The organism is Thermostichus sp. OS-CIW-26 (genome assembly GCF_054058395.1).
This window is the reverse complement of sequence record NZ_JBSSAG010000028.1, coordinates 1-24,361: the sequence shown is the minus strand read 5'-3', so window position 1 is coordinate 24,361 and position 24,361 is coordinate 1. Positions and strand designations below refer to the sequence as shown.

Annotated in this window: 32 protein-coding genes and 1 riboswitch; of the genes, 26 read left to right on the top strand and 6 right to left on the bottom strand. The window is 59.4% G+C overall.

Features of this window, described 5'->3' with window-relative positions; translation table 11 throughout:
• The first annotated feature begins 261 nt into the window (after positions 1-261).
• A complete protein-coding gene (locus ACVW0C_RS10925; RefSeq protein ID WP_457385400.1) occupies positions 262-1,509 on the top strand; it encodes a URC4/urg3 family protein in 1,248 nt (415 codons plus the stop codon).
• Here ACVW0C_RS10925 and ACVW0C_RS10920 read toward each other — a convergent pair.
• Entirely contained in the window at positions 1,506-2,909 is a 1,404-nt protein-coding gene (locus ACVW0C_RS10920; protein ID WP_457385399.1) for a cobyrinate a,c-diamide synthase, read from the bottom strand. The genes ACVW0C_RS10925 and ACVW0C_RS10920 overlap by 4 nt on opposite strands.
• Positions 2,910-2,925: 16 nt before the next feature.
• Positions 2,926-3,660 carry a cob(I)yrinic acid a,c-diamide adenosyltransferase gene (gene cobO / locus ACVW0C_RS10915; protein WP_414374548.1) on the bottom strand — a complete coding sequence of 245 codons (735 nt, stop codon included), beginning with the start codon at positions 3,658-3,660 and terminating at the stop codon, positions 2,926-2,928.
• A gap of 159 nt (positions 3,661-3,819) precedes the next feature.
• Between cobO and ACVW0C_RS10910 the strand changes: the two genes are divergently transcribed.
• Entirely contained in the window at positions 3,820-4,188 is a 369-nt protein-coding gene (locus ACVW0C_RS10910) for a hypothetical protein (RefSeq protein ID WP_457385397.1), read from the top strand.
• A 67-nt stretch (positions 4,189-4,255) separates the two neighbouring features.
• Positions 4,256-4,367, top strand: a riboswitch (SAM riboswitch).
• A gap of 298 nt (positions 4,368-4,665) precedes the next feature.
• Positions 4,666-5,925, top strand: a complete 1,260-nt coding sequence (gene metK / locus ACVW0C_RS10905) for a methionine adenosyltransferase (RefSeq protein ID WP_457385396.1) — start codon at positions 4,666-4,668, stop codon at positions 5,923-5,925.
• Positions 5,926-5,953: 28 nt separating this feature from the next.
• Here metK and ACVW0C_RS10900 read toward each other — a convergent pair whose 3' ends face one another.
• From ACVW0C_RS10900 to ACVW0C_RS10885, 4 genes are all read right to left on the bottom strand, one after another.
• Positions 5,954-6,469: a MogA/MoaB family molybdenum cofactor biosynthesis protein gene (locus tag ACVW0C_RS10900; RefSeq protein WP_457385394.1), complete on the bottom strand. Its 516-nt coding sequence runs from the start codon at positions 6,467-6,469 to the stop codon at positions 5,954-5,956.
• Between the two features lie 36 nt (positions 6,470-6,505).
• A complete protein-coding gene (locus tag ACVW0C_RS10895; RefSeq protein WP_457385392.1) occupies positions 6,506-7,042 on the bottom strand; it encodes a hypothetical protein in 537 nt (178 codons plus the stop codon).
• A gap of 168 nt (positions 7,043-7,210) precedes the next feature.
• Positions 7,211-8,560: a methyltransferase domain-containing protein gene (locus ACVW0C_RS10890; RefSeq protein WP_414408863.1), complete on the bottom strand. Its 1,350-nt coding sequence runs from the start codon at positions 8,558-8,560 to the stop codon at positions 7,211-7,213.
• 68 nt (positions 8,561-8,628) lie between these two features.
• The gene (locus ACVW0C_RS10885; RefSeq protein WP_457385390.1) at positions 8,629-10,659 is read right to left on the bottom strand and encodes a hypothetical protein; all 2,031 of its coding nucleotides are present in this window, start codon (positions 10,657-10,659) and stop codon (positions 8,629-8,631) included.
• 452 nt (positions 10,660-11,111) lie between these two features.
• On the opposite strand from ACVW0C_RS10885, the gene rplC reads away from it, so the two are divergent.
• The 23 genes from rplC to ACVW0C_RS10770 all read left to right on the top strand — a co-directional run bounded on the left by rplC (position 11,112) and on the right by ACVW0C_RS10770 (position 24,272).
• Positions 11,112-11,756, top strand: a complete 645-nt coding sequence (gene rplC / locus ACVW0C_RS10880) for a 50S ribosomal protein L3 (protein WP_011434152.1) — start codon at positions 11,112-11,114, stop codon at positions 11,754-11,756.
• Positions 11,757-11,806: 50 nt separating this feature from the next.
• Positions 11,807-12,733, top strand: coding sequence for a 50S ribosomal protein L4 (rplD, locus tag ACVW0C_RS10875; protein WP_457385388.1), 927 nt, complete (start codon positions 11,807-11,809; stop codon positions 12,731-12,733).
• Entirely contained in the window at positions 12,726-13,025 is a 300-nt protein-coding gene (locus ACVW0C_RS10870; RefSeq protein ID WP_414330452.1) for a 50S ribosomal protein L23, read from the top strand. Before rplD ends, ACVW0C_RS10870 begins: the two co-directional genes overlap by 8 nt.
• A 49-nt stretch (positions 13,026-13,074) precedes the next feature.
• Positions 13,075-13,959 (top strand): 50S ribosomal protein L2, encoded by an 885-nt coding sequence (rplB, locus tag ACVW0C_RS10865; RefSeq protein WP_414522659.1) that lies wholly within the window; start codon positions 13,075-13,077, stop codon positions 13,957-13,959.
• A gap of 66 nt (positions 13,960-14,025) precedes the next feature.
• Positions 14,026-14,307, top strand: coding sequence for a 30S ribosomal protein S19 (gene rpsS / locus ACVW0C_RS10860; protein WP_414331934.1), 282 nt, complete (start codon positions 14,026-14,028; stop codon positions 14,305-14,307).
• Positions 14,308-14,352: 45 nt separating this feature from the next.
• Positions 14,353-14,727 (top strand): 50S ribosomal protein L22, encoded by a 375-nt coding sequence (gene rplV, locus ACVW0C_RS10855; RefSeq protein WP_011434157.1) that lies wholly within the window; start codon positions 14,353-14,355, stop codon positions 14,725-14,727.
• A gap of 42 nt (positions 14,728-14,769) precedes the next feature.
• The gene (gene rpsC, locus ACVW0C_RS10850; RefSeq protein WP_457385386.1) at positions 14,770-15,540 is read left to right on the top strand and encodes a 30S ribosomal protein S3; all 771 of its coding nucleotides are present in this window, start codon (positions 14,770-14,772) and stop codon (positions 15,538-15,540) included.
• Between the two features lie 55 nt (positions 15,541-15,595).
• Complete coding sequence (rplP, locus tag ACVW0C_RS10845; protein ID WP_011434159.1) at positions 15,596-16,063, top strand: 50S ribosomal protein L16; 468 nt, start codon at positions 15,596-15,598, stop codon at positions 16,061-16,063.
• Between the two features lie 13 nt (positions 16,064-16,076).
• A complete protein-coding gene (gene rpmC, locus ACVW0C_RS10840) occupies positions 16,077-16,298 on the top strand; it encodes a 50S ribosomal protein L29 (RefSeq protein ID WP_011434160.1) in 222 nt (73 codons plus the stop codon).
• Positions 16,298-16,549, top strand: a complete 252-nt coding sequence (gene rpsQ, locus ACVW0C_RS10835; RefSeq protein WP_011434161.1) for a 30S ribosomal protein S17 — start codon at positions 16,298-16,300, stop codon at positions 16,547-16,549. The genes rpmC and rpsQ overlap by 1 nt, the downstream gene beginning before the upstream one ends.
• Positions 16,546-16,914 (top strand): 50S ribosomal protein L14, encoded by a 369-nt coding sequence (rplN, locus tag ACVW0C_RS10830; protein WP_011434162.1) that lies wholly within the window; start codon positions 16,546-16,548, stop codon positions 16,912-16,914. The genes rpsQ and rplN overlap by 4 nt, the downstream gene beginning before the upstream one ends.
• The gene (rplX, locus tag ACVW0C_RS10825) at positions 16,914-17,312 is read left to right on the top strand and encodes a 50S ribosomal protein L24 (RefSeq protein WP_414389715.1); all 399 of its coding nucleotides are present in this window, start codon (positions 16,914-16,916) and stop codon (positions 17,310-17,312) included. Before rplN ends, rplX begins: the two co-directional genes overlap by 1 nt.
• 68 nt (positions 17,313-17,380) lie before the next feature.
• Positions 17,381-17,923 (top strand): 50S ribosomal protein L5, encoded by a 543-nt coding sequence (rplE, locus tag ACVW0C_RS10820; RefSeq protein ID WP_414355946.1) that lies wholly within the window; start codon positions 17,381-17,383, stop codon positions 17,921-17,923.
• A gap of 46 nt (positions 17,924-17,969) precedes the next feature.
• The gene (gene rpsH, locus ACVW0C_RS10815; RefSeq protein ID WP_011434165.1) at positions 17,970-18,380 is read left to right on the top strand and encodes a 30S ribosomal protein S8; all 411 of its coding nucleotides are present in this window, start codon (positions 17,970-17,972) and stop codon (positions 18,378-18,380) included.
• Positions 18,381-18,413: 33 nt separating this feature from the next.
• Positions 18,414-18,959, top strand: a complete 546-nt coding sequence (gene rplF, locus ACVW0C_RS10810) for a 50S ribosomal protein L6 (protein ID WP_011434166.1) — start codon at positions 18,414-18,416, stop codon at positions 18,957-18,959.
• Between the two features lie 31 nt (positions 18,960-18,990).
• Complete coding sequence (gene rplR / locus ACVW0C_RS10805) at positions 18,991-19,359, top strand: 50S ribosomal protein L18 (protein ID WP_414380878.1); 369 nt, start codon at positions 18,991-18,993, stop codon at positions 19,357-19,359.
• Positions 19,360-19,377: 18 nt separating this feature from the next.
• Positions 19,378-19,914 carry a 30S ribosomal protein S5 gene (gene rpsE / locus ACVW0C_RS10800; RefSeq protein ID WP_414344276.1) on the top strand — a complete coding sequence of 179 codons (537 nt, stop codon included), beginning with the start codon at positions 19,378-19,380 and terminating at the stop codon, positions 19,912-19,914.
• A gap of 38 nt (positions 19,915-19,952) precedes the next feature.
• Complete coding sequence (gene rplO / locus ACVW0C_RS10795; RefSeq protein ID WP_414355942.1) at positions 19,953-20,405, top strand: 50S ribosomal protein L15; 453 nt, start codon at positions 19,953-19,955, stop codon at positions 20,403-20,405.
• 152 nt (positions 20,406-20,557) lie between these two features.
• Positions 20,558-21,856: a preprotein translocase subunit SecY gene (gene secY / locus ACVW0C_RS10790; RefSeq protein WP_457385384.1), complete on the top strand. Its 1,299-nt coding sequence runs from the start codon at positions 20,558-20,560 to the stop codon at positions 21,854-21,856.
• Positions 21,856-22,437: an adenylate kinase gene (locus tag ACVW0C_RS10785; protein WP_011434171.1), complete on the top strand. Its 582-nt coding sequence runs from the start codon at positions 21,856-21,858 to the stop codon at positions 22,435-22,437. Before secY ends, ACVW0C_RS10785 begins: the two co-directional genes overlap by 1 nt.
• A 38-nt stretch (positions 22,438-22,475) precedes the next feature.
• Positions 22,476-23,249, top strand: a complete 774-nt coding sequence (gene map / locus ACVW0C_RS10780) for a type I methionyl aminopeptidase (RefSeq protein WP_011434172.1) — start codon at positions 22,476-22,478, stop codon at positions 23,247-23,249.
• Between the two features lie 130 nt (positions 23,250-23,379).
• A complete protein-coding gene (gene infA, locus ACVW0C_RS10775) occupies positions 23,380-23,604 on the top strand; it encodes a translation initiation factor IF-1 (RefSeq protein WP_011434173.1) in 225 nt (74 codons plus the stop codon).
• Between the two features lie 23 nt (positions 23,605-23,627).
• Positions 23,628-24,272: an alpha/beta fold hydrolase gene (locus tag ACVW0C_RS10770; protein WP_457385382.1), complete on the top strand. Its 645-nt coding sequence runs from the start codon at positions 23,628-23,630 to the stop codon at positions 24,270-24,272.
• Positions 24,273-24,361 lie beyond the last annotated feature (89 nt).

Below are 24,361 nucleotides of genomic sequence, written 5' to 3'. Positions count from 1 at the left end.
TATCTATCGGGATCCTCACTCAGTGCTCGCCCAGTCTTTTCTCAAAATGGCTCGGGGCTGCTCGTGTCAGCAGGACAGTTGCCTCAAAGCTTTCTCTTGCAAGGGTCTCACCGATCGCGAAGTAAGACGCGGTCTTTTGACAAGAGACCGGCGGGAGTGTCAAGTGGGCCAAGGCTTGCAGACGAATGCAGATCAAGGTGGGTTCCCGCCCGATTATGCTGAGAAAATTCTCGGCATGGACAATTGAGAAGGAACGGCTTGATGCTGACACCTGTTGATCTGGAAAAACGAGTGGCTTATTTGCAGAGTCCCCAAGCCATTCGGGATCGCTGTCGGTTGCTATTGGAAAGGGTTTTGGCCGGTGAATCAGAGCATTTTCGCCTCGACCTGAACCGGCTGGGATCCGTAGCCGACTATGTGATCACCACAATGCGGGCCCACTATCCCACCGGGGAAATTCCCTTCCACAGCCGCTGGCAACATTTTCAGGTGGGATCCGGGGAGCGCCTAACCCGTCTGGAAAATCGACTTAAAGACATGGATCCGCTGGAGCGGCTGCGATGCAAGTGGGATCTGGCCATCGTCAGCGTGTTGCTGGACGCAGGCGCAGGCTCTGCCTGGAAGTACTGGGATCCAGAAAGTCAGACGGTGGTGGGTCGTTCCGAAGGTTTGGCCTTGGCCAGTTTCGACTGGTTCTGGCAAGGTGGGTTTTCCAGCGATCCCCAGCAGCCTCTGCAGGTGGATGCGGCGGGCCTGGAGCGGATCACCTTGGCGGATTTGGCAGCAGCTTTCCAGGTGGGGCCGGAAAATCCTTTACTGGGACTGGAGGGGCGCTGGCAACTGCTGCAAAGGTTGGCACAAACTTTGCGGGCTCAACCTCAATACTTTGGATCTGGTCACAATCTTCCTCGTCCAGGCCGGTTGTGGGACGCCATCCAGCCTGAGGATCCCAGCGGTGGGATCGAGGCAGCACAGGTCTTACAGGCGGTTCAGAGGGGGTTTAGCTCCATTTGGCCTGGGCGAGTCTCGCTGGCCGGGATCCCTCTGGGGGATGTCTGGCCCTATCCCCACCTGCCCCAAACGGAGCCGGGGAGCCATTGGGTGCCTTTTCACAAGTTGTCCCAATGGATGACCTATTCCCTGCTGGAGCCGTTGCAGCAGGAGGGGATCCCAATCGGGGGTTTGGATGAGCTGACGGGTTTGGCGGAGTATCGCAACGGGGGGCTGTTTGTGGATTTGGGGGTGATCCAGCTCAAGCAGCCGGAGATTGGGCAGCAACCGCATCCCCCAGATTCGACGGTGATTGTGGAGTGGCGGGCCCTGACGGTGATTTTGCTGGATCAAGTTGCCTCCTTAATCCGGGAAAGACTGGGTTGCTCTGCCCAAGAGTTGCCCCTGGTGAAGATACTGCAAGGGGGAACCTGGACGGCAGGACGGCAAATAGCGGCCCAGCTTAGGCCAGATGCTTCTCCTCCCATCCAACTGCTCAGCGATGGCACGGTTTTTTAGGGATCCCCTTTCGAGATTCTTAAGAAGTTCTGTAATAATCTCAGGGCCAAATCAGGACGGGATCCCCAGTGCAGATGCAGGTACGAAGCGTGAAGGCGCTCGGTGGCCCATCCTTCCTGTTGAGGCTGGGCGGGGGATCCCCAGCTGTAGATTGGGCTGGGGGAGATGGGGGTGCTGCGGGAGCGGTGAAATTCATGCCCGCGCAGGCGATCCCCAGCTGGCGCCAGCAGGGTTGGGCGCAAAACCGCAGCTTCGCGGTAGCCCAAACACAGCCGGTCGGCCATGTCTACCTGGATGGGTAATAGCCCGGCCATCGGGTAGGTCTTTCCCTGAAAATCGGTGAGGGATTGGCCCAGCACCATCAGTCCGCCACACTCGGCATAGAGGGGTGGGTGGGCGGGCGGGAGCGGGCGTTGGTTAATGCTCTCAGATAGAGGTGCTGCAAACAATTCCGGGAACCCTCCCCCCAGCAGCACGCCATCGCAGGGATCCGGCGGCCATAGTCCCACCTGGAGGGGGGAATACTCCAGCAGCTCGGCTCCACAGGCCCGCAACAGATCCAAGTTGTCGGCGTAGTAGAAGTTAAAGGCGTGGTCTTGGGCCACCGCCACCCGTACCTGTTCGCAGCGGCGGGGCGGAGTCCTTTCGGTGAGAGGGGGGATCCCTGGCCACAGCTCTCCTACCGCTGGAGGAAGCCTCCGAATGAGGGGCAATAGGCTATTCCAATTGACGTGTTGCTCGGCCAGCTCGGCACAGGCAGCTTGCCAGTGGGGGAAGTGATCCAGTTCTGAGACAGGCACCAACCCCAGGTGTCGGCTGGGCAACCGCAAATCCTCCCGCCGGGGAAACTGGCCCAAGACCGGGATCCCCGCTGCAGCCGCTGCCTGCTGCAAGATTTGTCCATGCCGCTCCGAGGCCACCCGGTTGAAAATCACCCCAGCAATGGAGAGGCGGGGATCCCAGCGGCTCAAGCCGTAGAGCAAAGCGGCCACCGTCGTTCCCATGCCGCTGCCATCGATCACCAGCACCACAGGGATCCCGAGCAGGCGGGCCACATGGGCGCTGCTGGCAAAAAAAGGCTCCGTTCCGCCCTCGGGGAGGGGCAGGGATCCCGGCGCTCGTCCATCGAAGAGGCCCATTACCCCCTCCACAATGGCTCCATCCTTGCCCTGGCAATGGTGGCGAAAGCAGCGCTGCACAAAGTCCTCGTCGGTCAAGAAGGGATCCAAAGTGCGACAGGGGATCCCGCTCACCGCCGTGTGAAACAGAGGATCAATGTAATCCGGCCCCACCTTGAAAGGTTGGATGCGCAGGCCCCGTCGCCTCAGAGCGGCCAACAGAGCCAGAGTGATGGTGGTTTTGCCGCTGCCGCTTGCTGCCGCCGCCAGCAGAATGGCCATCTTTCCTGCCCAAGGGTTAGAACTCGATGCCGATTTGCGCCTTGATCCCCTGGTCGCGGAAGGGATGCTTGACCAAAGTCATCTCCGTCACCAGATCGGCTCGGTCGATCAACGCTGCCGGCGCGCCCCGCCCCGTCAAGATCAGGTGAACCCGCTCCGGTTTCTCCGCTAGCCCGGCCAACACCCTGTCCGGCGAGAGATATCCCAACTTGAGGGCGACATTGATCTCATCCAGAAGTACCAACTGAAACTCCCCGCTGGTGAACAGCTCCCGCCCCTTTTCCCAGGCCGCCTGTGCATGGGCGATGTCTCGCTCCCGGTCTTGGGTTTCCCAGGTAAAGCCCTCTCCCATGGCGTAAAAAGCTATTTTCCCCAGGCCCAGCTCTGGATGCTCGGCCAATTTCCGCAATAGCTTGGCTTCTCCTGGATCCCAGGCCCCCTTGATAAATTGCACCACCCCCACCGACAATCCCTGGCCGAGGGCGCGGAAGATCATGCCAAAGGCAGCCGTGGTCTTTCCCTTGCCCTGCCCGGTGTGTACGATGATCAAGCCCTTGTCATCTCGCATGCCCGACAGACGCTGCCGCTGGATCTGCTGGCGTTTTTGCATTCTTTGGCGGTGCCGCCAGTTTGGGTCAGCCTCTGTGCCCGGTGAGCTATCGCAAGCAGCCTCAAGTTCTGTTGTCGAGGGGGGCAGGGGCTGGGATCCCGAAGCCGGTGCAGGCCAGCCAGACAGGGCGGGTTGGGCCATAATCATAAAAATTGAGATTCGCCACACAAGCTGAGGGGAAGGTGCTGTGCCTACGGCAGGGGAACTGCACCGCTGACGCGACTGTTAGGGCAAACTCAAGTTCCCCCACAGCAGACCGCCCCCATCCTAATCCCTCATCTGGTTGCATTGGCTGGGATCATGAGAGAACCGGCTGCTGCTTTCCGAGATAGCCTGCTAATGTACTGCTTCATCTGGGCAGTGCTGGCAATAGGGTGTTTTCAAGTCTTGCCCCGCATCCAAGTCGTATCTGCCGCCGAGTTGCAACCGTGGCTAGCGCCCAGCTACTTTGCAGGTCTGGGGGGATCCCTATTGGCAGCCTTGGGATCCCTGTTGGCCATCTCAGCCGAAACGACGCCAAATTCTGCCGACAAAAAGCATCTGCACCGCTTGGCTTGGGGATTGGGGACAGTTGGCTTTCTCGGCGTTCTCTCCCCCCTGGGCTTGGCCGGCGCATTCTTTCTCAAAGCCGCTCAGGGGACAGACTGGTGGCAGGGTCTGTTTGGCTGAAGCCGCCCACAGCTTATTTTTTTGACAAATGGGCGGAGGTTGGGGGTACTATAGGGACAAGTTCCGTTCTTTATCCAGAGCAGACTGAGGGACCAGGCCCAATGAAGCTGCGGCAACCCGGCGGAAGCCTCCGCTACGGTGCCAATTCCTGCGGTTAGTCAGTAACCGAAAGATAAAGGCAATAAAGTTTTCTCTAGAGGATAGCCCTCTTTGGCGGGGGACTTTTCTGGCAACTTTATCCTTTAGCAGCTCCCATAGCTCTGGTCGCGGCAGCGGGGCAAGGCCTTCGCGGCAGTGCTGGTGCGTCAGCGGTGCAGAACGCTTGCTGGTTGCTGGGCCTTTCCTCTGGCTGAGTTGGGGCTGGTGCGGAGCACCTGGGGATCCCTGGTTGGCTCTTTCTCCGACGGATAATGAACGAGCGGGTGAGCCTTGTTTTTTGTTCAGGTTCTCAGTTCTAGCTTTTAAGGAGAAGGTTCGTTGTCCAAGTCGTTTTTGTTTTCCTCGGAGTCGGTGACGGAGGGGCACCCCGACAAAATCTGCGATCAGATCTCCGATGCCATCGTGGATGCCCTCTTGACGGCGGATCCCCTCAGTCGGGTGGCCGCTGAGGTGGTGGTCAATACGGGCCTGGTTTTGTTGACCGGGGAGATCACCTCGCAAGCGCAGGTCAACTTCACCCGTCTGGTGCGGGACAAGGTGGCCGAAATTGGCTATACCGATGCCAAGAATGGGTTTTGTGCAGAAAGCTGCGCGGTGTTGGTGGCTTTCGATGAGCAATCTCCCGATATTGCCCAAGGGGTGAACATGGCCCTGGAAAGTCGCGGCTCCCAGGAAGATCAATTCGACTTGGTCGGGGCCGGGGATCAGGGGTTGATGTTTGGCTTTGCCTGCGATGAAACTCCCGAGTTGATGCCCTTGCCCATTAGCTTGGCCCACCGCCTCAGCCGCCAGTTGGCCACGGTTCGCAAAAACGGCACCCTGCCCTATCTGCGCCCGGATGGCAAAACGCAGGTGACTGTGGCCTATGAGGAAGGTCGCCCGGTGGGCATTCACACCCTGCTCATCTCTACCCAGCACACACCCACGATTGGCACCCTTACGGAAGAGGCAGCGGTGCAAGAGCGGATCCGCGCCGATCTCTGGGAGGCGGTGGTCACGCCGGTGTTTGCCGAGCTGCCCATCAAGCCGGATAGCCACACCCGCTTCCTTACCAATCCCACCGGCAAGTTTGTCATTGGCGGTCCTCAGGGAGATGCGGGCCTGACCGGGCGCAAGATCATCGTCGATACCTACGGCGGCTATTCTCGCCATGGGGGCGGGGCCTTCTCCGGCAAGGATCCCACCAAGGTGGATCGCAGCGCTGCCTATGCGGCTCGTTACGTGGCCAAGAACATCGTGGCAGCTGGCTTGGCGCAAAAATGTGAAGTGCAGGTGAGCTACGCCATTGGGGTAGCCCGCCCCATCAACATTTTGGTGGAAACCTTTGGCACAGGGCGCATCCCCGACGAAGAGCTGTTGCGGCTGGTGCAGCGCCACTTCGATCTGAGGCCGGCAGCCATTTTGGCCCAGTTCCAACTGCGGGAGCTGCCCCGCCAACGGGGGGGACGCTTCTACCAAAATGTAGCGGTCTATGGTCACTTCGGGCAAACTCACCTGGATCTGCCCTGGGAGCGCACCGATAAAGCCGCTCTGCTGCGGGAGGAGGCTCTTGCCAAGGCGACTGCCCTCTTGGCCTAAGAGGGGATCACTAAGACGGCCTGCTGCCTCAATGCTTGCCCTGGTGCAGTTGCTTAACCAGGTGGGGTAGCTCCGGCAGGATCAGGCTGCGCATAGCCAGTTGCACGGCTGCTGGGGAGCCAGGCATGGAAAAGATCAAGCACTTTCCGTGGATCCCGGCGATGGCCCGAGAGGCGATGGCCCGACTGCCAATCTGGGCATAGCTGAGCTGGCGGAAGATCTCCCCAAAGCCGGGCAAGGTCTTTTCCAGGAGAGCCTCGATGGCGTCGTAAGTGGTGTCGCGGGGGGCGATGCCTGTGCCACCATTCAACAAGATCACCGGCAGGGATCCGGACCAATCCTGAACCTGCTCTCGAATGAGCTGCGGTTCATCTCGGAGAATGCAATACCTCTCCACCCGGTGGCCGGACTCCTGGAGGGCTGTGCAGATGAACTGGCCGCTGTGGTCGGTTTCAGGGGTGCGTGTGTCGCTGACGGTGATCACCCCACAGGGCAAGGAGGCAATGTGCTCCGCACCGCTGTCGCAATCGAGGGGAAAGTTCATGGCCAGGATCCCTGAGGAAAGAGAGTGGCAAGCCCATCAAGACTGTCCCTGAGGGGGCTCGGCAGGAGTTGGCGGGTCAACGACCGTCTGCGGAATCTCCGGGAATGTGCTCTGCACCTCTGTCGCGAACGATGAGGACTCTGTCCCACCGGCACGAGGGGACTGGGCGAGCAGGCGGCGCAGCTTGGGGGGAAGCTCCTGCAACTGCTCCAACAACAAGTTTAGAGATATGGCCGGTTCTCGGGAAAACAGGGATCCCGCGGGGGGTACCGGCGGCAGAGGAGAACAGGCAAAGGCAGCCGCAGCCAAAGAGCGGATCCGCTCCTGCTGCTCCTGCCAAAGGAACTGGCCGATTTCTGGGGGAAAGGTAAGATGAGGAGAGCCGCGACGCTGCCAAAGGCAGAGAAGCTGCTCCACAGAGGTGGCCTTGTACCGCCCCTGGTAGAGGGCTTCTAGCAAGGCTGCCGGGATCCAAAGATCCGGGAACAACTGGCTCCAGCGCTCCACCCAAACCTGGCTGGGTTGACCTTCCAGCTCAAACCCATAGTGCTCCAGAAAGGTGGCAGGATCCATCAAACCACCCTGGCCAATGAAACTTAACCCCAAGCTAACCCAGAGGGACTGACGAGAAATCAGGCTCCTCTTTCCGGGATCCCTGAGGAAACTCTGTCTCAAGAATACCTCAACTGGCTTTCTGTGAAGCTCCTATGAAGGGAAAGCTCGGGAAGGTCGTGTTCTCCCTCAATGGGCTCCGCACCGCTGACGCGAACGGCGCAAACACCACACGGCTCCAGGCACGTCGGCTTCTCCCTCTCGTCGTAGGGTGAAGTTCTGGTGATAGACGGGATCCAACCCTGCTTCTTCTGCCTGCTGCAGCACGTAAGATGGGGAGTGGGCAAAGCGGCCCGTTGTGGATCCCAGCTCGTAGCCGGGGGTGGATCCCACCTCGACGGTAAAGGCCAAAAGCCCGCCAGCATTCAACACCCGAGCGCAGGCAGGAAAGACCTGGGCCAGGTCCCCCAGGTAGATGAACACATCTGCCGCCAGGATCAAGTCGTAGCGTTCCGAGGTCTGCTGCAGCAGCTCCAGCAAGTCCCCCTGAACCAGGTGGTCGTAAATGCCCTTGTGTTGGGCGATTTCCAGCATGCGGGCAGAGAGATCCACACCCCACAACTGCTTGACATAGGGGCGCACCTGGGATCCCGCCAAGCCTGTGCCACAGCCCAAGTCCAGCGCCCGCTCAAACCCAGGAGGCGATCCCTGCGCTGCTGCCACCGCCAGGATCCCTTGCCGCAAAGCCTGTGGCCCCTGGTAGTTTAACTTCTCCAACAAATGCTGCTCGAACCGAGGTGCATATTCATCGAACAGGCGGCTGACCCAAGCCGGAGGCGTTCTGTCGGGCAGGGGCAGCTCCCCCAGAATGGCCAGCATGTAGCGGGCATCGCTGTGGTCAGGCTGCAAGGAGAGCGCCCGCCGAAACCAGGGGCTGGCCGCCTCTGGTTGTCCCTGCTTCCAGAAGCACATGCCGATTTGATAGGGGATATCCGCTTCCTGCTGGGATCCCTGCCAAGCCTGCAAGTAGTGGGCCACCGCCGCCGCGAATTCTCCCCGCATCTGTAGCAGATCGGCCAACCCCACCCGGGCCATCAGCAGTTGCGGATCCCGGTTCAGGGCTTGCTCAAACAACAATTGCGCCTGCTTTCTCTCCCCCATCTGCCGCAATACCCTCCCCAGCAGCGCATGAACCTCAGCGGCCAAGCTGGCCGGCGCAGCAGGTGGACAGATCACAATGGCCTGCTGGTAGTGCAGCATGGCAGCGGGGTAGCGACCGGCTCCCTCCTCGATTTGTCCCAACAGAGCGTGGGCCTGAACCCGGGCGATGGCTGCTCCGGGATCAGACAGGTCGGCACCACCCAAAGGGGATCCCCGCCGGGCACTCCCAACAGAATCTGAGCCGGCATCCGAGAGGAGCTGCTCACAAATTTGCCGACAGCGGGCCCAGTCACCTTGCCGGAAGTGGATTGCCGCCTGTCGGATCTGTCTTGAGAGGGACGGCTGCGCCGCTTTTCCAAAACCTTTGCCTTTGACCATTCCTGCAGTGCATCCCCCGATTTCTTGGGAGCCTGAGTTGCCAGCACCCTTTCAGGATAGGGCCTCTCTCAGCCGACGGCTGCCATGGCTTTCAGGCCCTTCAAAATCAGGTAGTCCAGAATACTGGTGTTCTCCTCGCCGCGATAATTAAAATTGGAGCGCACCAGCCACAGCCCCTTCTGAGTGCGGCAACAGAGGTTCAGCAGCGTGCGGGCCAAAATCTGTTGACGCGCCTGTAAATCCCGCGCCGCATCGAAAACCTCCCCGTCCCATTCCGGCGTCAGCACACGGCTGTTGTAGAGCACATGCCAGAGGGAGCGGGACCAGCTGGGGTTGGTGATATCAAACCAAAATTGGTAATCCGCCTCCAAACCCCGAGTGATGTAAGCCCCCGGAGTTGCAACTACCAAGTAACGGGAATAGTCGGGCTCGAAGCGGCTGCTGCTGGGGGTCTGTCCCGAGCGGATCATGGCCAAAAAGGCGGGATCCCCTTCGGCGGGGAAGGCCTGACGAAACCGTTGTGCCGCTTCCATCAATACGCGCAGCAGCTCTTGATCCTGAGGGGAAGCAATCACCGAGGCCAAGTGATCGGCAAAAAACTGCTGGAAGAAAGCGGCCAATGAAGGGCCGGGATGATAGCCGCGCAGCCAATCGAACAGTCGCTGGTAGCGCTCCAGGTTGGCAAACCCCACCCGCTCCGGCTGCCGTACTGCCGTTCGGGGACGCAGAGAACGCCCCACCGGATCCCAGGTATCTTCGGCCAACAGAGCTGCCCGGATGGGATCCAGCCCCAGCACCCAGCTCAACATCAGCCGCCAAGCCGGCAAAGTGGGAAAAGCACCCCACTCGGGATGGGCCAATTCTGCTGCCGTCAGCACCGCCCGCACCAAGGGATAGCGGATCAACGCCGGGAAGGGGGCAATCGACAAAACCGGCACTTCCGACAACTGCTCCTGCAAGCTCAGGCTCACCCCCACATCCATACGGGGCAGCAAAACAGCAATGCGATGGGCCGGGATCCCGGCCCCCAAAAGCCGGCGAATTTGAGCAACCATCACCTCCACTGCCGCAAACTGGGTCTCTTCCTCCAGGGTTTGCACCAGCGGCAGTCCTCCCCCCTGCGGCTCGGGCAGCGGATGAGAAAACTGGGGATCCAACACCCGCGCAATCTGCACCCCTAAGCGGATCATGCCTGCTGAAGCGCGATGGCTCCCCTCCAGAAACCGAACCTGCGTTTTTGCCATCAAGAAGTCAGCTACTGCCTCTGGGATCCCGGTCAAAGAGACCCCGCCGCCGAGGGTGTAGCTGAAAAATTGGCTTTGCAAATGGGCTTGCCCCTGCCGGTAAAACTCCAGCGCCACGGCACAACTGTCTTCCGCCTGATCCACAATCAGGTGATCCCACTCTTGCCAAAACTCCGCCAGCGGCAGGATGTGCTCGCCAAACAGCCGAATTTGCAGGCCAAAATCCAGGGATCCCAACCGAAGCGCTGCCTCCCACAGCCGCCCCACACAGCAGCCCATTGCCTGTAAGGCCTCTGCCCGCCGTGGATCCGCCTCTTCCGGCCAAGCCCGGGCCAGCCGGGATCCCACCACTTCTGCCGACAAACCCGAAGCCCCCGCAATATAAGCAGCACTGCTGATCTGATCCCAGATCTGGAACTCCTTGAGCCCGACCCCGGCAAAGGCTTCCCCATGCCGAGGGCACAAAGCGCAGGCTCGTTCGCAGAGAAATTGAGTGAGATCTTTGGCCAAGGGGATCGGCTCAAACTGAGGAGGCAACTGAGGAAGGCGGGCACACACCTGCGGCCAATGATCGGCCAGAGAGCGCCCAACCCGCTGCAAGAACGTCTCGATCCGCCACGGCCCCACCAAGCCCGAACTGGACTGCTGCAAGCGCCGCAACACCTCATCCGCTTGCCGTTGACTCCGCACCAAAAATAAGACCCGGCCCGGATCGGCTCCTGCCTGCAACAAACTTCGATAGTGATCTACACAAGCCTGGGTCAGCCCACTGCCTGCCCAGCCCATTACACTTTTGAAGGGAGATGGCTTCCCCCGCCAATGGCTCTTTTCTTCCGCCTGAGCTGCTCTCGCCATTGCTGGCCTCCCCAACCAACCCATTTTCTCGGCAAAAGTCTGGACAAACGGGCCTTCGCTTCATTATGATTGCTTTTCGTTGCCAACTGAGTCCATCCGCTTTGGCGACCCAGCGCGCTGCTACCCCAGATACTGCCTCTTTAGCAGGTAAGTCTGAGCAGCTCTCAAAAAAAGCAGTTTGGCGTGCAGCTTTGGGGGTGAACTAAGCAAAAGGCTCAGCGTTGCCGGCGCTGAACTTGGCCTCGGGGGATCCCTACCTTGCTCTTTCGCCTCAGCCGGCAGACTCAGCTTTGTCTTGAGCTTCCTGCTGCCACGCTATTGCTGTATGCCTATCCATCCGGCTAACTGAGCCATTGGCCTACAGCCCGCTTCGCGAACGGCTAGCCGATTGTCGGAGTGAGCTGGCTCTCAGTTGATGAAAACGAGTCGTGCAGGCTCGATTGGAGGTTCTTGTGGCACTTGGCATCCTCGGAAGAAAAGTCGGCATGACCCAGATCTTCTCTCCAGAAGGGCTGGCCATTCCGGTCACTGTCGTGCAGGCGGGGCCTTGCACCGTGACCCAGATCAAAACCCAAGCCACAGATGGCTACAACGCCATTCAGTTGGGCTACTTGCCCACTGCCGAAAAGCATCTCACGCGGGCGCAGCGGGGCCACCTCACCAAAGCGGGGGTGACAGAGCTGCTGCGCCACCTGCGGGAGTTCCGGGTTGACCAGCCAGAAGCCTACCAGTTGGGGCAGAAAATTACCGTCGAGATGTTCTCCCCTGGCCAATTGGTGGATGTGGCCGGTACCTCCATCGGGCGAGGGTTTGCCGGCTATCAAAAGCGCCACCACTTTGGTCGTGGCCCCATGTCCCACGGCTCCAAAAACCACCGCCGACCGGGCTCCATTGGCGCCGGTACAACCCCAGGCCGCGTGTTTCCGGGGATGCGCATGGCGGGGCGGTTGGGAGGTGGCCGAGTCACCACCCGCAAATTGCAGTTGGTGCAGGTGGATCCAGAGCGGGATCTGCTGGTGATCAAGGGTTGCGTGCCCGGGGTAGAAGGAGGGCTGCTGGAGATCACCCCTGCCAAGCAGGTGGGCAACAAGCGCTAAGGAGGGATCCCTGGCAAAGGCTGACCCGCATCCGCAAAGACGAGGGAACCATGGCAAGTTGTGTGGTGAAAAATTGGCAAGGGGAAACGGTGGGCAGCGCGGAGCTGAGCCTCAAAGTTGCTCGTCCCGAAACAGCCGCCCACATTCTCTATCTGGCACTTCGCCGGCAGATGACCAATGCTCGTCAGGGCAACGCCCACACCAAGACCCGAGCTGAGGTGCGCGGCGGCGGTCGCAAGCCTTGGAAGCAGAAAGGCACCGGTCGGGCTCGTGCCGGCTCCATCCGCTCCCCACTTTGGCGCAAAGGGGGGGTGATCTTCGGCCCCCGCAAGCGGGAATACAACCTGGCCATGAACCGCAAAGAACGGCAACTGGCCCTGCGCACCGCTCTGCAAAGTCGGGTGGAAGACCTGATCGTCGTGGAGGATTTCCAGGAGCAGCTCAACCCGCCCAAAACCCGTGCTGTGGCCCAGGCTTTGCTGCGCTGGGGGGTGATGGAAGATCAATCGGCTCTGCTCATCGTTGCCGAACGCTCGGAAGCCGTGGAGCGGGCCGTGCGCAACATCGCCCGCGTTAAGCTGATCGGCCTGGATCAGATCAACGTTTTCGATCTGCTCAACGTCGATTGGGTGCTGATCACCGTTTCTGCCCTAGAGCAGCTCAAGGCCCGTTGGGGATCCGACGCTGCGCCGGCAGTTCTGGAGACTCCCTCTGAGGATGCACCTCAGGCCGACATAGCCGAAGATCAGGCCCTGCCTGGAGATCGGTTAGAGGATCAGGCTGCTTCAGAAAGCGAACACGAGGAAGAAGGGCAGGAAGACCAAGCTGACCTTCAAGGACGTCCAGCAGATCAGCAGGGGCCAGAAGAGCAAACCGAAGAGCCCCAAGATCAAGCAGAAGAACTGGCTCAAGGAGTAGAGCCGCCAACTGCAGAAGAGGCCGAAGCAGCCCCAGCAGAGGAGGAAAGCGATGACTGAGAGCAAGCGGATCCTGGCCGACGTCCTGTTGCGCCCCGTCATCACCGAAAAGGCAACCGCCTTGATGGAGCAGCGCAAATATGTCTTTGAAGTGCTGCCCACCGCCACCAAGCCGCTCATCCGAGCTGCCGTCGAAGAAATGTTCCGCGTGCGAGTTACTTCCGTCAACACCCTGAAGCTCCCGCGCAAGCAACGGCGGGTGGGCCGCTTTGTGGGCTACCGCACCCGTCCCAAGCGAGCCATCGTGACCTTGGCGGAGGGAGATTCCATCACCCTCTTCCCGGACACCTGAACGCCCCTTTTGAGCTGTTGTTGTCCCGTCCCCCACCCCTACCTGAGCCATGGGCATTCGTACTCTCCGACCCTACACCCCCAGCACCCGTCACATGACGGTCTCTGACTTCGAGGAGCTGTCCCGTGACGAGAACGGCAAGCGGCCCAGACCGGAAAAGTCGCTGCTGCAATTTATTCACCGCAAGAAAGGGCGCAACAACCGTGGCGTCATCACCTGCCGGCACCGCGGTGGTGGCCACAAGCGGCTTTACCGCATCATCGACTTCCGTCGCGACAAGCGCGGGATCCCGGGGACCGTCAAAACCGTCGAGTACGATCCCAACCGTAGCGCCCACATCTGCTTGGTGGAATACGAAGACGGCGAGAAACGCTACATCCTCGCTCCCCGCAACCTAGAGGTGGGATCCACCATCATGGCTGGGCCAGAGGCCCCCTTTGAGATCGGCAATGCCATGCCCCTGGAGCGGATCCCCTTGGGAACGGTGGTTCACAACGTGGAGCTGTATCCCGGTCGCGGCGGACAGATGGTTCGCGCTGCCGGGGCTGGCGCTCAAGTGGTGGCCAGAGAAGGCAAATATGTCTCCCTCAAGCTGCCCTCTGGTGAGGTTCGCATGATCCGCGGCGAGTGCTACGCCACCATCGGCCAACTGGGCAATGTTGACCACAACAACATCAGCCTGGGCAAGGCGGGCCGCAGTCGTTGGTTGGGGCGCCGTCCTAAGGTGCGTGGCTCGGTGATGAACCCTGTGGATCATCCCCATGGTGGCGGGGAAGGGCGAGCCCCCATAGGCCGCAGTACCCCTGTCACCCCTTGGGGCAAGCCCACCCTGGGGTACAAGACCCGCAAACGCAACAAGCCCAGCAACAAATTCATCGTGCGCGGTCGTCGTCGCGGGGGCCGTCGAGACAAGGGCGGAAGGGCTGCCCAATAGCCGTCTGGCCATGCGCTTCCTGAAGCTTCTTCGATGATCATTGCTTGTCAAACAGTTGAGGTTCTTATGGGACGTTCGCTGAAAAAAGGCCCCTTTGTGGATGCCAAGCTGCTTCTCAAGGTGGAGAAGATGAACGAGCGCAACGAGAAGCACATGATCAAGACCTGGTCGCGGGCCAGCACCATCTTGCCGGTCATGATCGGCCACACCATCGCCGTTCACAACGGCAAGCAACACGTGCCCATCTACATCACCGATCAGATGGTGGGTCACAAGCTGGGGGAATTCGTTCCCACCCGTACCTTCCGCGGTCACGCGGGGAGCGACAAAAAAGCCGCTCGCCGTTGAGAGGAATAACGAACAGGAAAGTATCGAGTAGGCAAGGAGAGGGCCATGGCCGATTCATCCCCTGAGGTTAAAGCGGTAGCCCGCTATATCCGCATGTCCCCCTTTAAAGTGCGGCGGGTGTTGGATCAGATCCGTGGGCGCACCTATGCCGATGCCCTGATTCTTTTGGAGTTCATGCCCTACGCTGCCTGTGAGCCGGTTCGTAAGGTGCTGCGCTCGGCGGTGGCCAACGCAGAGCACAACAACGGCTTGGATCCCCGGGATCTGGTGATCAGCCAAGCCTACGCCGATCAGGGTCCTGTGCTGAAACGGTTTCGCCCCCGCGCCCAAGGGCGGGCCTACCCCATTCGCAAGCGCACCTGTCACATCACCATCGCCGTCCGGCCCATAGAGGAAGCTGAAGCGGCGACGGCCTCTTAACCTCCTGTATTTCTAGCCCTTTACCCTTCAACCGACACCACCATGGGACAGAAGATCCACCCCACCGGTTTCCGCCTCGGCGTGATTAAGGAGCATCGCAGCCGCTGGTTTGCCGATCCAGCCCGCTACCCAGCCTTGTTACAGGAGGACGACCAGATTCGCACCTACCTGACCAAGCAACTGAGCAGTGCTGGTTTGGCCGATATCCAAATCGAGCGCAAAGCGGATCAAATTGACCTGGAGATCCGGGCTGCTCGCCCTGGGGTAGTTGTGGGTCGGGGCGGATCTGGCCTAGAGACTTTGCGCCAAGGTCTACAGAAAGAGCTGTCCGCGCTAGCGGGACAAAGCCCTGGTTCACGAGGTGGTGGCGAGCGAACCATTCGCATCAATGTAGTAGAGGTCACCCGTGCCGATGCCGAGGCGACCTTGTTGGCGGAAAACATTGCCCAACAGTTGGAACGGCGGATTGCTTTTCGCCGCATCGTGCGCCAGGTAATCCAACGGGCCCAGCGGGCAGGCGTACAAGGGATCAAAATCCAAATTGCCGGGCGTCTGAACGGGGCCGAGATTGCCCGCACCGAATGGACGCGGGAGGGGCGGATCCCTTTGCATACTTTGCGGGCCGACATCGACTACGCCGAGCACCTCGCCCACACCACTTTCGGCATCATCGGGGTCAAGGTCTGGGTCTTCAAAGGGGAAGTTCTGCCTGGGCAGGAACGCCACGAACAGAAGTTTCCCCTGCAACAGCCCAAACGTCGGCAGCAGCGGCGGCGGCCCACCTTTGAAGATCGCTCGGCTCAGGAGGCCTGAGGGCCAACACCGGAACGTCCAGGGATCCCTATCGCAGTTGACTTAAGGAACGGCCATGTTAAGCCCCAAACGCACCAAGTACCGCAAGCAACAGCGCGGGCGCATGAAAGGCAAAGCGACCCGTGGCAACCGCATCAACTTTGGGGAATACGGCCTTGTGGCCCTAGAACCCGCCTGGATTACAGCTCGACAGATCGAGGCCAGCCGTCGAGCCATGACCCGCTACGTCCGGCGGGGCGGCCAAATCTGGATCCGCATCTTTCCCGACAAGCCCGTTACTCAGCGAGCCGCGGAAACCCGCATGGGATCCGGCAAAGGCAACCCTGAGTACTGGGTTTGTGTCGTCAAGCCGGGCCGTATCCTCTTCGAAATGGGGGGAGTGGCAGAGCCCATCGCCCGAGAAGCCATGCGCCTTGCCGCCCAGAAGCTGCCCATTAAGGTCAAGTTTGTAACCAAAGCCGACTTTGAAAAGCCAGAGCCCGCCCAGGCAACGGCTTCAGAGGTGGCCACCAGCAGTGTATGAGGAGAGTTCAGCCATGCCCATGCCCAAAATTGCTGATGCCCGTGCTTTATCGGACGAAGAGCTGAGCAACGAAATCTACGCCGTCAAGAAAGAGCTGTTTGAGCTGCGTTTGCAGCAGGCCACGCGGCAGTTGAACCAGCCCCATCTCATCCGGCTGCGCAAACACAAGCTGGCGCAACTACTAACTGTGGAGGGAGAGCGTAAGCGGGGCAAACGCCCAACCAAGGAGGAGTAATGGCTGTTCGGGAGAAGATTGGCATTGTTGTCAGCAACAAGATGCAAAAAACGGTGGTTGTTGCTGTGGAAAATCGAGTTGCTCACCCGAAGTACGGCAAGATCGTCGTCAAGACCAAGAAGTTTAAGGCCCACGACGAGGAAAACCGCTGTCAAGAAGGGGATCTGGTGCGCATCACGGAAACCCGTCCCCTTAGCCGCACCAAGCGTTGGCAAGTTGCCGAAATCCTGAGGGAGGTGAAGAAACTATGATTCAGCAGCAAACTATGCTGACGGTGGCCGACAACACCGGTGCTCGCAAGATGATGTGCATTCGCGTGCTGGGCAGCAGTGGCCGTCGCTACGCCAGCTTGGGCGATGTGATCATTGGTGTCGTCAAGGATGCCCTGCCCAACATGCCCGTCAAAAAATCCGATGTTGTCAAGGCCGTTGTTATCCGCACCGTCGATACGGTACGTCGCCCTGACGGCATGTGCATCCGCTTCGACGACAACGCCGCCGTGATCATCAACAACGACGGCAACCCCCGTGGAACTCGTGTTTTCGGCCCTGTAGCCCGCGAGCTGCGGGAGAAAAACTTCACCAAGATCATCTCCCTGGCCCCGGAGGTACTCTGATGGTTCGCCCCCTCAAACCCAGCCAAATTCAGCGCCTAGTTCGGCGCCCCGGCATTCGCAAGCACCGCAACAGCCTGCGCTACAAAATGCGTATCAAGCAAGGGGATACCGTGCAGGTGATCTCTGGCGATGATAAGGGCAAAATCGGCGAGGTGCTGCGCGTTTTTCCCGAGCGCAACATGGTTTTGGTGGAAGGGGTTAACATTGTTACCTACCACCGTAAACCCCAGCGAGAAGGGGAAAGTGGCCGAATTGAGACCAAGGAAGCTCCCATTCCCGTCTGCAAAGTGATGGCCTATTCCAAGAAGCAGGAGGTGGCCAGCCGTATCGGCTATCAAATCACCGCCGATGGTCGCAAGGTTCGCGTCCTTAAGAAAACGGGTGAGATTCTCGACTAGGCATTACATTCTTTTTTCCATCATTGGTTTGGCTCTGACCCAGCCCAGAGCCGCAAGGAGAAGCCACCATGCCCCAACGTCTGCAAATCCTCTACAACACCGTCATCGTCCCCAAGCTGCAAAAGGAGTTGGGCTACACCAACATCCACCAGGTGCCCCGCCTGGAGAAGATCGTGATCAACCGCGGCTTGGGGGAAGCTTCCCAAAATGCCAAGGCTCTGGAATCCTCCATTGCCGAGATCAGCGCCATCACCGGTCAGCGTCCGGTGATCACCCGCGCCAAAAAGGCAATTGCCAGCTTCAAGATTCGCAAGGGCATGCCGGTTGGCCTGATGGTAACCCTACGGCGGGAGCGCATGTATGCGTTTTTGGATCGCCTGATCAACATTGCTCTGCCCCGTATCCGTGACTTCCGCGGTGTCAGCCCCAAGGCCTTTGATGGACGAGGCAACTACACCCTCGGCATCCGCGAACAACTGATTTTTCCCGAAATCAACTATGACTCTGTAGATCAGTTGCGAGGTATGGATATCTCCATTGTGACCACTGCTAAAACCGATGAAGAGGGCCGTGCCCTGCTCAAAGCCTTTGGCATGCCCTTTGCCTCTTAGCTTTGCCCACCCTGAGTTTCCTTGATTGATCTTCCGAGGAGCACTGATGGCCCACACCAACGACACGATCGCCGATATGCTCACCCGCATTCGCAATGCCACCATGGCTCGGCACGAGTCGGTGGCAGTTCCGGCCACCCGCATGACCCGCAGCATCGCTCGCGTTCTTCATGAGGAAGGGTTCGTCAGCGAATGGAAGGAGGAGGGAGAAGGGATCCAAGCCCGGGTGGTGTTGCGATTGAAGTACAAGGGCAAAGGCCGCAACTGCAGGCCCATCATCAATGGTCTAAAGCGGGTGAGCCGACCCGGCCTGCGGGTTTACCGCAACCACAAAGAGCTGCCCCGAGTGCTGGGAGGAATTGGGATCGCCATCATCTCCACCTCCAACGGCATCATGACCGACCGGGAGGCTCGTAAGCAGGGCATTGGTGGTGAAGTCCTCTGTCTTGTCTACTAGACCTTAAGTTTTCTCTGGTCAGGAGTTTTTCCCATGTCCCGTATCGGTAGACGCCCCATCGCCCTTCCTGCCAAGGTGGAGATCCAGATCGACGGCCAACACATTGCAGTGAAAGGCCCGAAAGGTCAACTGTCCCGCAGTTTGCCGCCCTTGATCACAGTCCAGCAAAACGCTCAGATGCTCACGGTCAGCCGTCTCAACGATTCTCGGCCTGCCCGCCAACTGCACGGCCTCTGCCGCACCTTGGTCGCCAACATGGTAGACGGAGTGTCCAAGGGATTTGAGCGGCGGCTGGAATTGGTGGGCGTGGGCTACCGGGCTGCCATCCAAGGCAGCAAGTTGGTTTTGAACGTCGGCTACAGTCACCCTGTGGAGATCCCCTTTCCCCCTGGCATCCAAATTGCCGTTGAGGGAAACAACATCATTGTTGTCTCAGGCACAGATAAAGAACTGGTGGGCAATACTGCCGCCCGTATCCGAGCCGTCCGGCCCCCAGAGCCCTACAAGGGGAAAGGGATCCGTTATCTAGGGGAACAAGTTCGCCGCAAGGCGGGTAAATCCGGGAAAGCGAAGAAGTAAATAGCCCATTGCGAAAGCGGGACGGAGTCCTATGAAAACCAGCCGCAAAATCACCACCCAACGTCGTCATCGACGCATTCGCCGCAAGGTCTTTGGCACTGCCGAGCGGCCTCGCCTGGCCGTGTTTCGCTCCCATCGACACATCTACGCCCAGGTGATCGACGATGTAGCCCAGCATACCTTAACCTCCGCCTCCACCTTGGACAGGGAGCTGCGCGAAAAATTCAAAGAAACCGGGACGGCTACTCAAGAAGCGGCTGCCTTGGTGGGCCGCTCAGTTGCCGAACGAGCCTTACAGATGGGCATTTCCCGCGTGGTTTTCGATCGGGGGGGCAAGCTCTATCACGGGCGCGTTCAGGCTTTGGCAGAAGCTGCCCGAGAAGCAGGGTTACAGTTCTAGCTACTGAGGACATAGCACATGGCTGAGCAGAGGGAACGTCGCAGAAGCAAGAAAAGCCGCGAAGAGCAGCCCACGGAGTGGCAAGAGCGGGTCATCCAGATTCGGCGCGTCACCAAGGTGGTCAAGGGCGGCAAGAAGTTGAGCTTCCGCGCTGTGGTGGTGGTCGGCAACGAGCGGGGCCAAGTCGGGGTTGGCGTAGGCAAAGCCAACGATGTGATCGGAGCAGTACGCAAGGGAGTTGTGGACGGTAAAAAGCACCTGATTGAGGTGCCCCTCACCAAAGGTTTGTCCGTACCCCATCCCATGCAGGGGGCAGGCGGCGGTGCCACCGTCTTGGTCATGCCAGCAGCTCCCGGCACAGGCGTCATCGCAGGGGGGGCAGTCCGCACCGTTCTGGAGCTGGCGGGTGTACGCAACAGCTTGGCCAAGCAACTGGGATCCAGCAACCCCCTTAACAATGCCCGTGCCACCATCGATGCGCTGCGGCGGATGCGTACCTTCAAGCAGGTGGCCCAAGACCGAGACATCGATGTGCGCCGCCTATTGGGCAAGTGATGGACAGGTGATATTGAGCAAGTGAGCTAGAGGTAGACATGCGACTGGAAGACATTCGGCCTCAAGCAGGTTCGACGCGGCGGCGGCGGCGGCTAGGTCGTGGCGTTTCTGCCGGGCAGGGGGCCTCCTGTGGCAAGGGGATGCGGGGGCAAAAGGCCCGCAAGGGGGGTGGTACACGACCCGGCTTTGAAGGGGGGCAGACTCCCCTCTACCGGCGTTTGCCCAAGCTTAAGCATTTCCCCCGCTACACGCGGCGTCTGGAATACACCCTGGTCAACCTGCGCGCCTTGGCGGATCTGCCTGCCGGCAGCGAGGTCAGCCTGCAAAGCTTAATGGAACGAGGGATCGTCACCACCAACGATGGCCCGCTGAAGATCTTGGGGGATGGGGAAGTCAGCGTGCCCCTGACGATCAGGGCGGCGGCTATTACCGCTTCAGCCAAAGCCAAGATCGAGGCAGCCGGAGGTCGGGTGGAAATCTTGGGATCCTAGACCGCCCCTTCCCGTTGCTCTGGCCGGCTTCTGCCGGGTGGCGCTGAGTTGCACTTTTTTGATTTTGCTTTGATTTTGCCGACTGCTCCACCAGCAGCGTAGAGTGGTAGATAGCTAACCTTGCCCTTTGCTCCCGCGAGATTCTCTTCCCTATGGTTGACACACGAGGTTCCGCCCCCTCTGCCCAAGAGACCTTTATGCAGATGGCTATGGCCTCTGGCCTGCGCAGCCGTCTGCTTCTCACCTTGGGCTTGCTGCTGTTGGTCAGACTGGGCATTTACATCCCCATTCCCAGTATCGATCGGGCCCGCTTTGCTGCCGAAGCTGCCAACAGCCCTGTGTTTGGCTTGCTGGATGTCTTCTCCGGCGGGGGGATTTCTGCTTTGGGAATTTTCGCCCTTGGGATCCTGCCCTTCATCAATGCCTCAATTATCATGCAGTTGCTGGTCTCGGCCATTCCAGCCTTGGAGAACCTGCAGAAAAACGAGGGAGAACAGGGGCGGCGGCAGATTTCTCAATACACCCGCTATGTCACCTTGGGCTGGGCCATTATCCAGGGCATTGGCATTTCCTTTTGGGTGCGGGAGTTTGCCAGTACCACCAATGAGTTGGCCTTCATGGCCTCCACCACCTTGGCTCTGGCGGCGGGATCCCTGTTTGTGATGTGGCTGGGAGAGATGATCACGGAGAAGGGGGTGGGAAGTGGCCCTTCGCTCTTGATCTTCGTCAACATTGTTGCCACTCTGCCCCGTGCCCTCGGACAGACTATTAGCCTGGCCCGTGCCGATAGCAGCACCATCGGTGGCATCTTGCTGTTGCTGGCAATCTTTTTGGTCACCATTGTCGGCATTGTCTTTGTCCAAGAAGGCAGCCGCAAGATCCCTATCGTCTACGCCAAGCGCCAGGTGGGCAACAAGCTGTTCCGCGAGCAGAAAAGCTATCTGCCCCTGAGGCTGAACCAGGGGGGGGTGATGCCGATCATCTTTGCCTACTCGGTGATGTCCCTGCCTCTGGCCCTGGCCCAGTACACCCAAAACCTGACTTTGGTGCAGGTGGCCAACTTCCTATCCCCCACCTCCTGGTTCTACATTCCTTTTTATTTCGTGCTGATCCTCTTCTTCAGCTACTTCTACGCCTCTTTGCTCATCAACCCGGTGGATCTGGCTCAAAACTTGAAGAAGATGGGGGCCAGCATTCCAGGGGTACGCCCGGGCAAGGCCACTGCCGAGTATGTCGAAGGGATCCTCAACCGCCTGACGCTGCTGGGGGCTTTGTTCCTGTGCGCGGTGGCCATCATCCCGACGACGGTGGAACGGGCAACCGGCATCACCACTTTCCAAGGCTTGGGGGCGACCTCGCTGCTGATTTTGGTGGGGGTGGCGATTGAGACCTCCAAGCAGATCCAGACTTATGTCATCTCACAACGCTACGAAGGGATGGTCAAACAGTAGTGCCGAGGTTGATCTTTCTGGGGCCGCCGGGGGCGGGCAAAGGTACACAGGCGGAGCGGCTGGCGGCCATTTACCACACGCCCAAAATTTCCACAGGCGATCTGTTGCGGGCCGAGGTGAAAGCCCAAACGCCCCTGGGGTGCCAGGCCAAGGTTTACATGGATGCGGGAGAGCTGGTGCCCGACGAGGTGCTGATCGGGATGGTCAAGGGGCAGTTGCAGCAGTCTCCGGAGCAGGGCTGGATCCTAGATGGATTTCCTCGCACCTTAGCCCAGGCAGAGGCCTTGGAAGAGCTGCTGCAAGAGCTGGGCCAAGATTATGACTACGTCCTCAACTTGGAGGTGCCGGATGAGGTGGTGGTGGCCCGGCTGCTGGCCCGGGGCAAGGAACAGGGGCGCAGCGATGATGCGGATCGGTCGGTGATTCTCAAGCGTCTGGAGGTCTATCGGCAGCAGACGGCTCCCCTAATTGATTTTTATGAGGCCAAGGGGCGCTTGCAACGGGTCAACGGCAACCAGCCGATGGAATCCGTACAGGAACATCTGCAGGCTCTTTTGGAAGGCTTCAGGAGGACGGCGTGATCAGAGCAGGAGCTGGAAATCCCTCCCAGCGGCGGGGCATGCAGCTTATTGAGATCAAATCTCGCCGCGAAGTGGAGAAAATGCGGCGGGCCGGTCGGGTGGTGGCCCAAGTATTGCAGGAGATCGCGGAGCGCCTAGAGCCGGGCTGGACTACGGCAGATATCGATGCCTATGCTGAGAGACGGGTGGCCCAACTCAATGCTTTGCCCAGTTTCAAGGGCTACTACGGCTTTCCCGCCTGCGTTTGTGTCAGTGTCAACCATGAGGTGGTGCACGGGATCCCCAGTCCCCGTAAAGTGGTGCAGCCGGGAGATGTGGTCAAAGTGGATTTTGGTGCCATCGTCGAGGGCTGGCATGCGGACTCCTGTATCACCATCGGCCTGGAACCCCTGAGCGACGCAGCCCGGGATCTGATCGATACAGCGGCCAAAGCCCTGCAGACGGGCATCGACTGTGTGCGCCACGGCGTTTGGCTTCAGGATGTCTCGGGTGCCATTGAAGATTACATCGAGGGGCGGGGCTATTCTGTGGTGAAGCAGTATGTTGGTCACGGGGTGGGGCGCAACCTGCACGAGGAGCCGCAGTTTCCCAACTATCGCACCCGCGATCTGCCCAATCCCAAGCTGCGCTCCGGCATGACAGTGGCCATTGAGCCGATGGTGAATGCGGGGGGAGAGGCAACCCGAGTGTTGCCAGACCAATGGACGGTGGTCACAGTAGATGGCTCTTGGTCAGCTCAGTTTGAGCACACGGTCTTGGTTACCGAGTCTGGAGCAGAAATTTTGACCGATCGCACGCCTTTTCAGTCCTAAGGGATCCCCTGATGAAGGACTGCAACGGTTAGGATAGAAGAGATGGAGTATATTTTCATTTCTTAACAGCGCGTGTCGTCGCGGCTGTGGATTGTTCTGTTATTTGTTATGTCGTTTTTGGGAGGGCTCATTGTCTAAGGAAGATGCCATTGAAATGGAGGGGGTTGTTACGGAATCCCTGCCCAACGCCATGTTCCGAGTGGATCTGGACAACGGCTTCAACGTGCTCGCTCATATCTCCGGCAAAATTCGCCGCAACTACATCAAGATCTTGCCTGGCGACCGGGTTAAGGTGGAGCTGAGCCCCTATGACCTCAACAAAGGGCGCATCACCTACCGCCTTAAGAAAAAGTAAGTTCCCCAGCCGGGCTGCTGAGCATGAAGGAGCTGAGCCAAGTTCTCAAGACCAGCCTCTGGGCTACAGTCGGCGGCTTGGGTGCTCTAGCCGTTCTCAACGCTTGGATCTCTTCCCAAACTCAGCCTCTGCAGAGCCTGTTGCCGGGAGAGGAAAGGCACCACTTCTGGCGGGGTCATCGCCTGTTTTACAAGGTCATGGGATCCGGCCAGCCGTTGTTGCTGGTGCACGGCATTGGGGCAGGCTCCTCCAGCTATGAGTTTCGTGCCATTATGGCGGAGCTGGGGCAGCACTATCAAGTCTATGCTCTGGATTTGTTGGGATGGGGCAACTCAGAACGTCCAGATTTGGAGTACACCGGCAGTCTCTACGCCGAGATGATCGGGGATTTTGTCCAGCAGGTGATCGGGCGACCGTGTCACGTCATTGCCAATTCCCTCTCGGCAGGGTTTGCGCTGCGCTCGGCCCGTCTACAACCCCACCATTGGCAGAAGCTGTTGCTCATCGCCCCTCTGGGAGACAACAGCCTTATCCCCGATGCCCTCGGGATCCCTTTGGCCCAGATTGCCTATGGATTCCTCAGCCTGCCCGTTCTGGGGTTGGCCTTCTACAACGGCATCACCGCCCCCTGGAGTGTACGCTTGTTTACAGAGCAGAGCTTGTTCTGATACATTTACGCTGAACACTGCTGAACATCACTGTTCAACTATGCAGCGATAGCATTCTGTTTGTTTCCATTCGCGTTAGCGGGACGGAG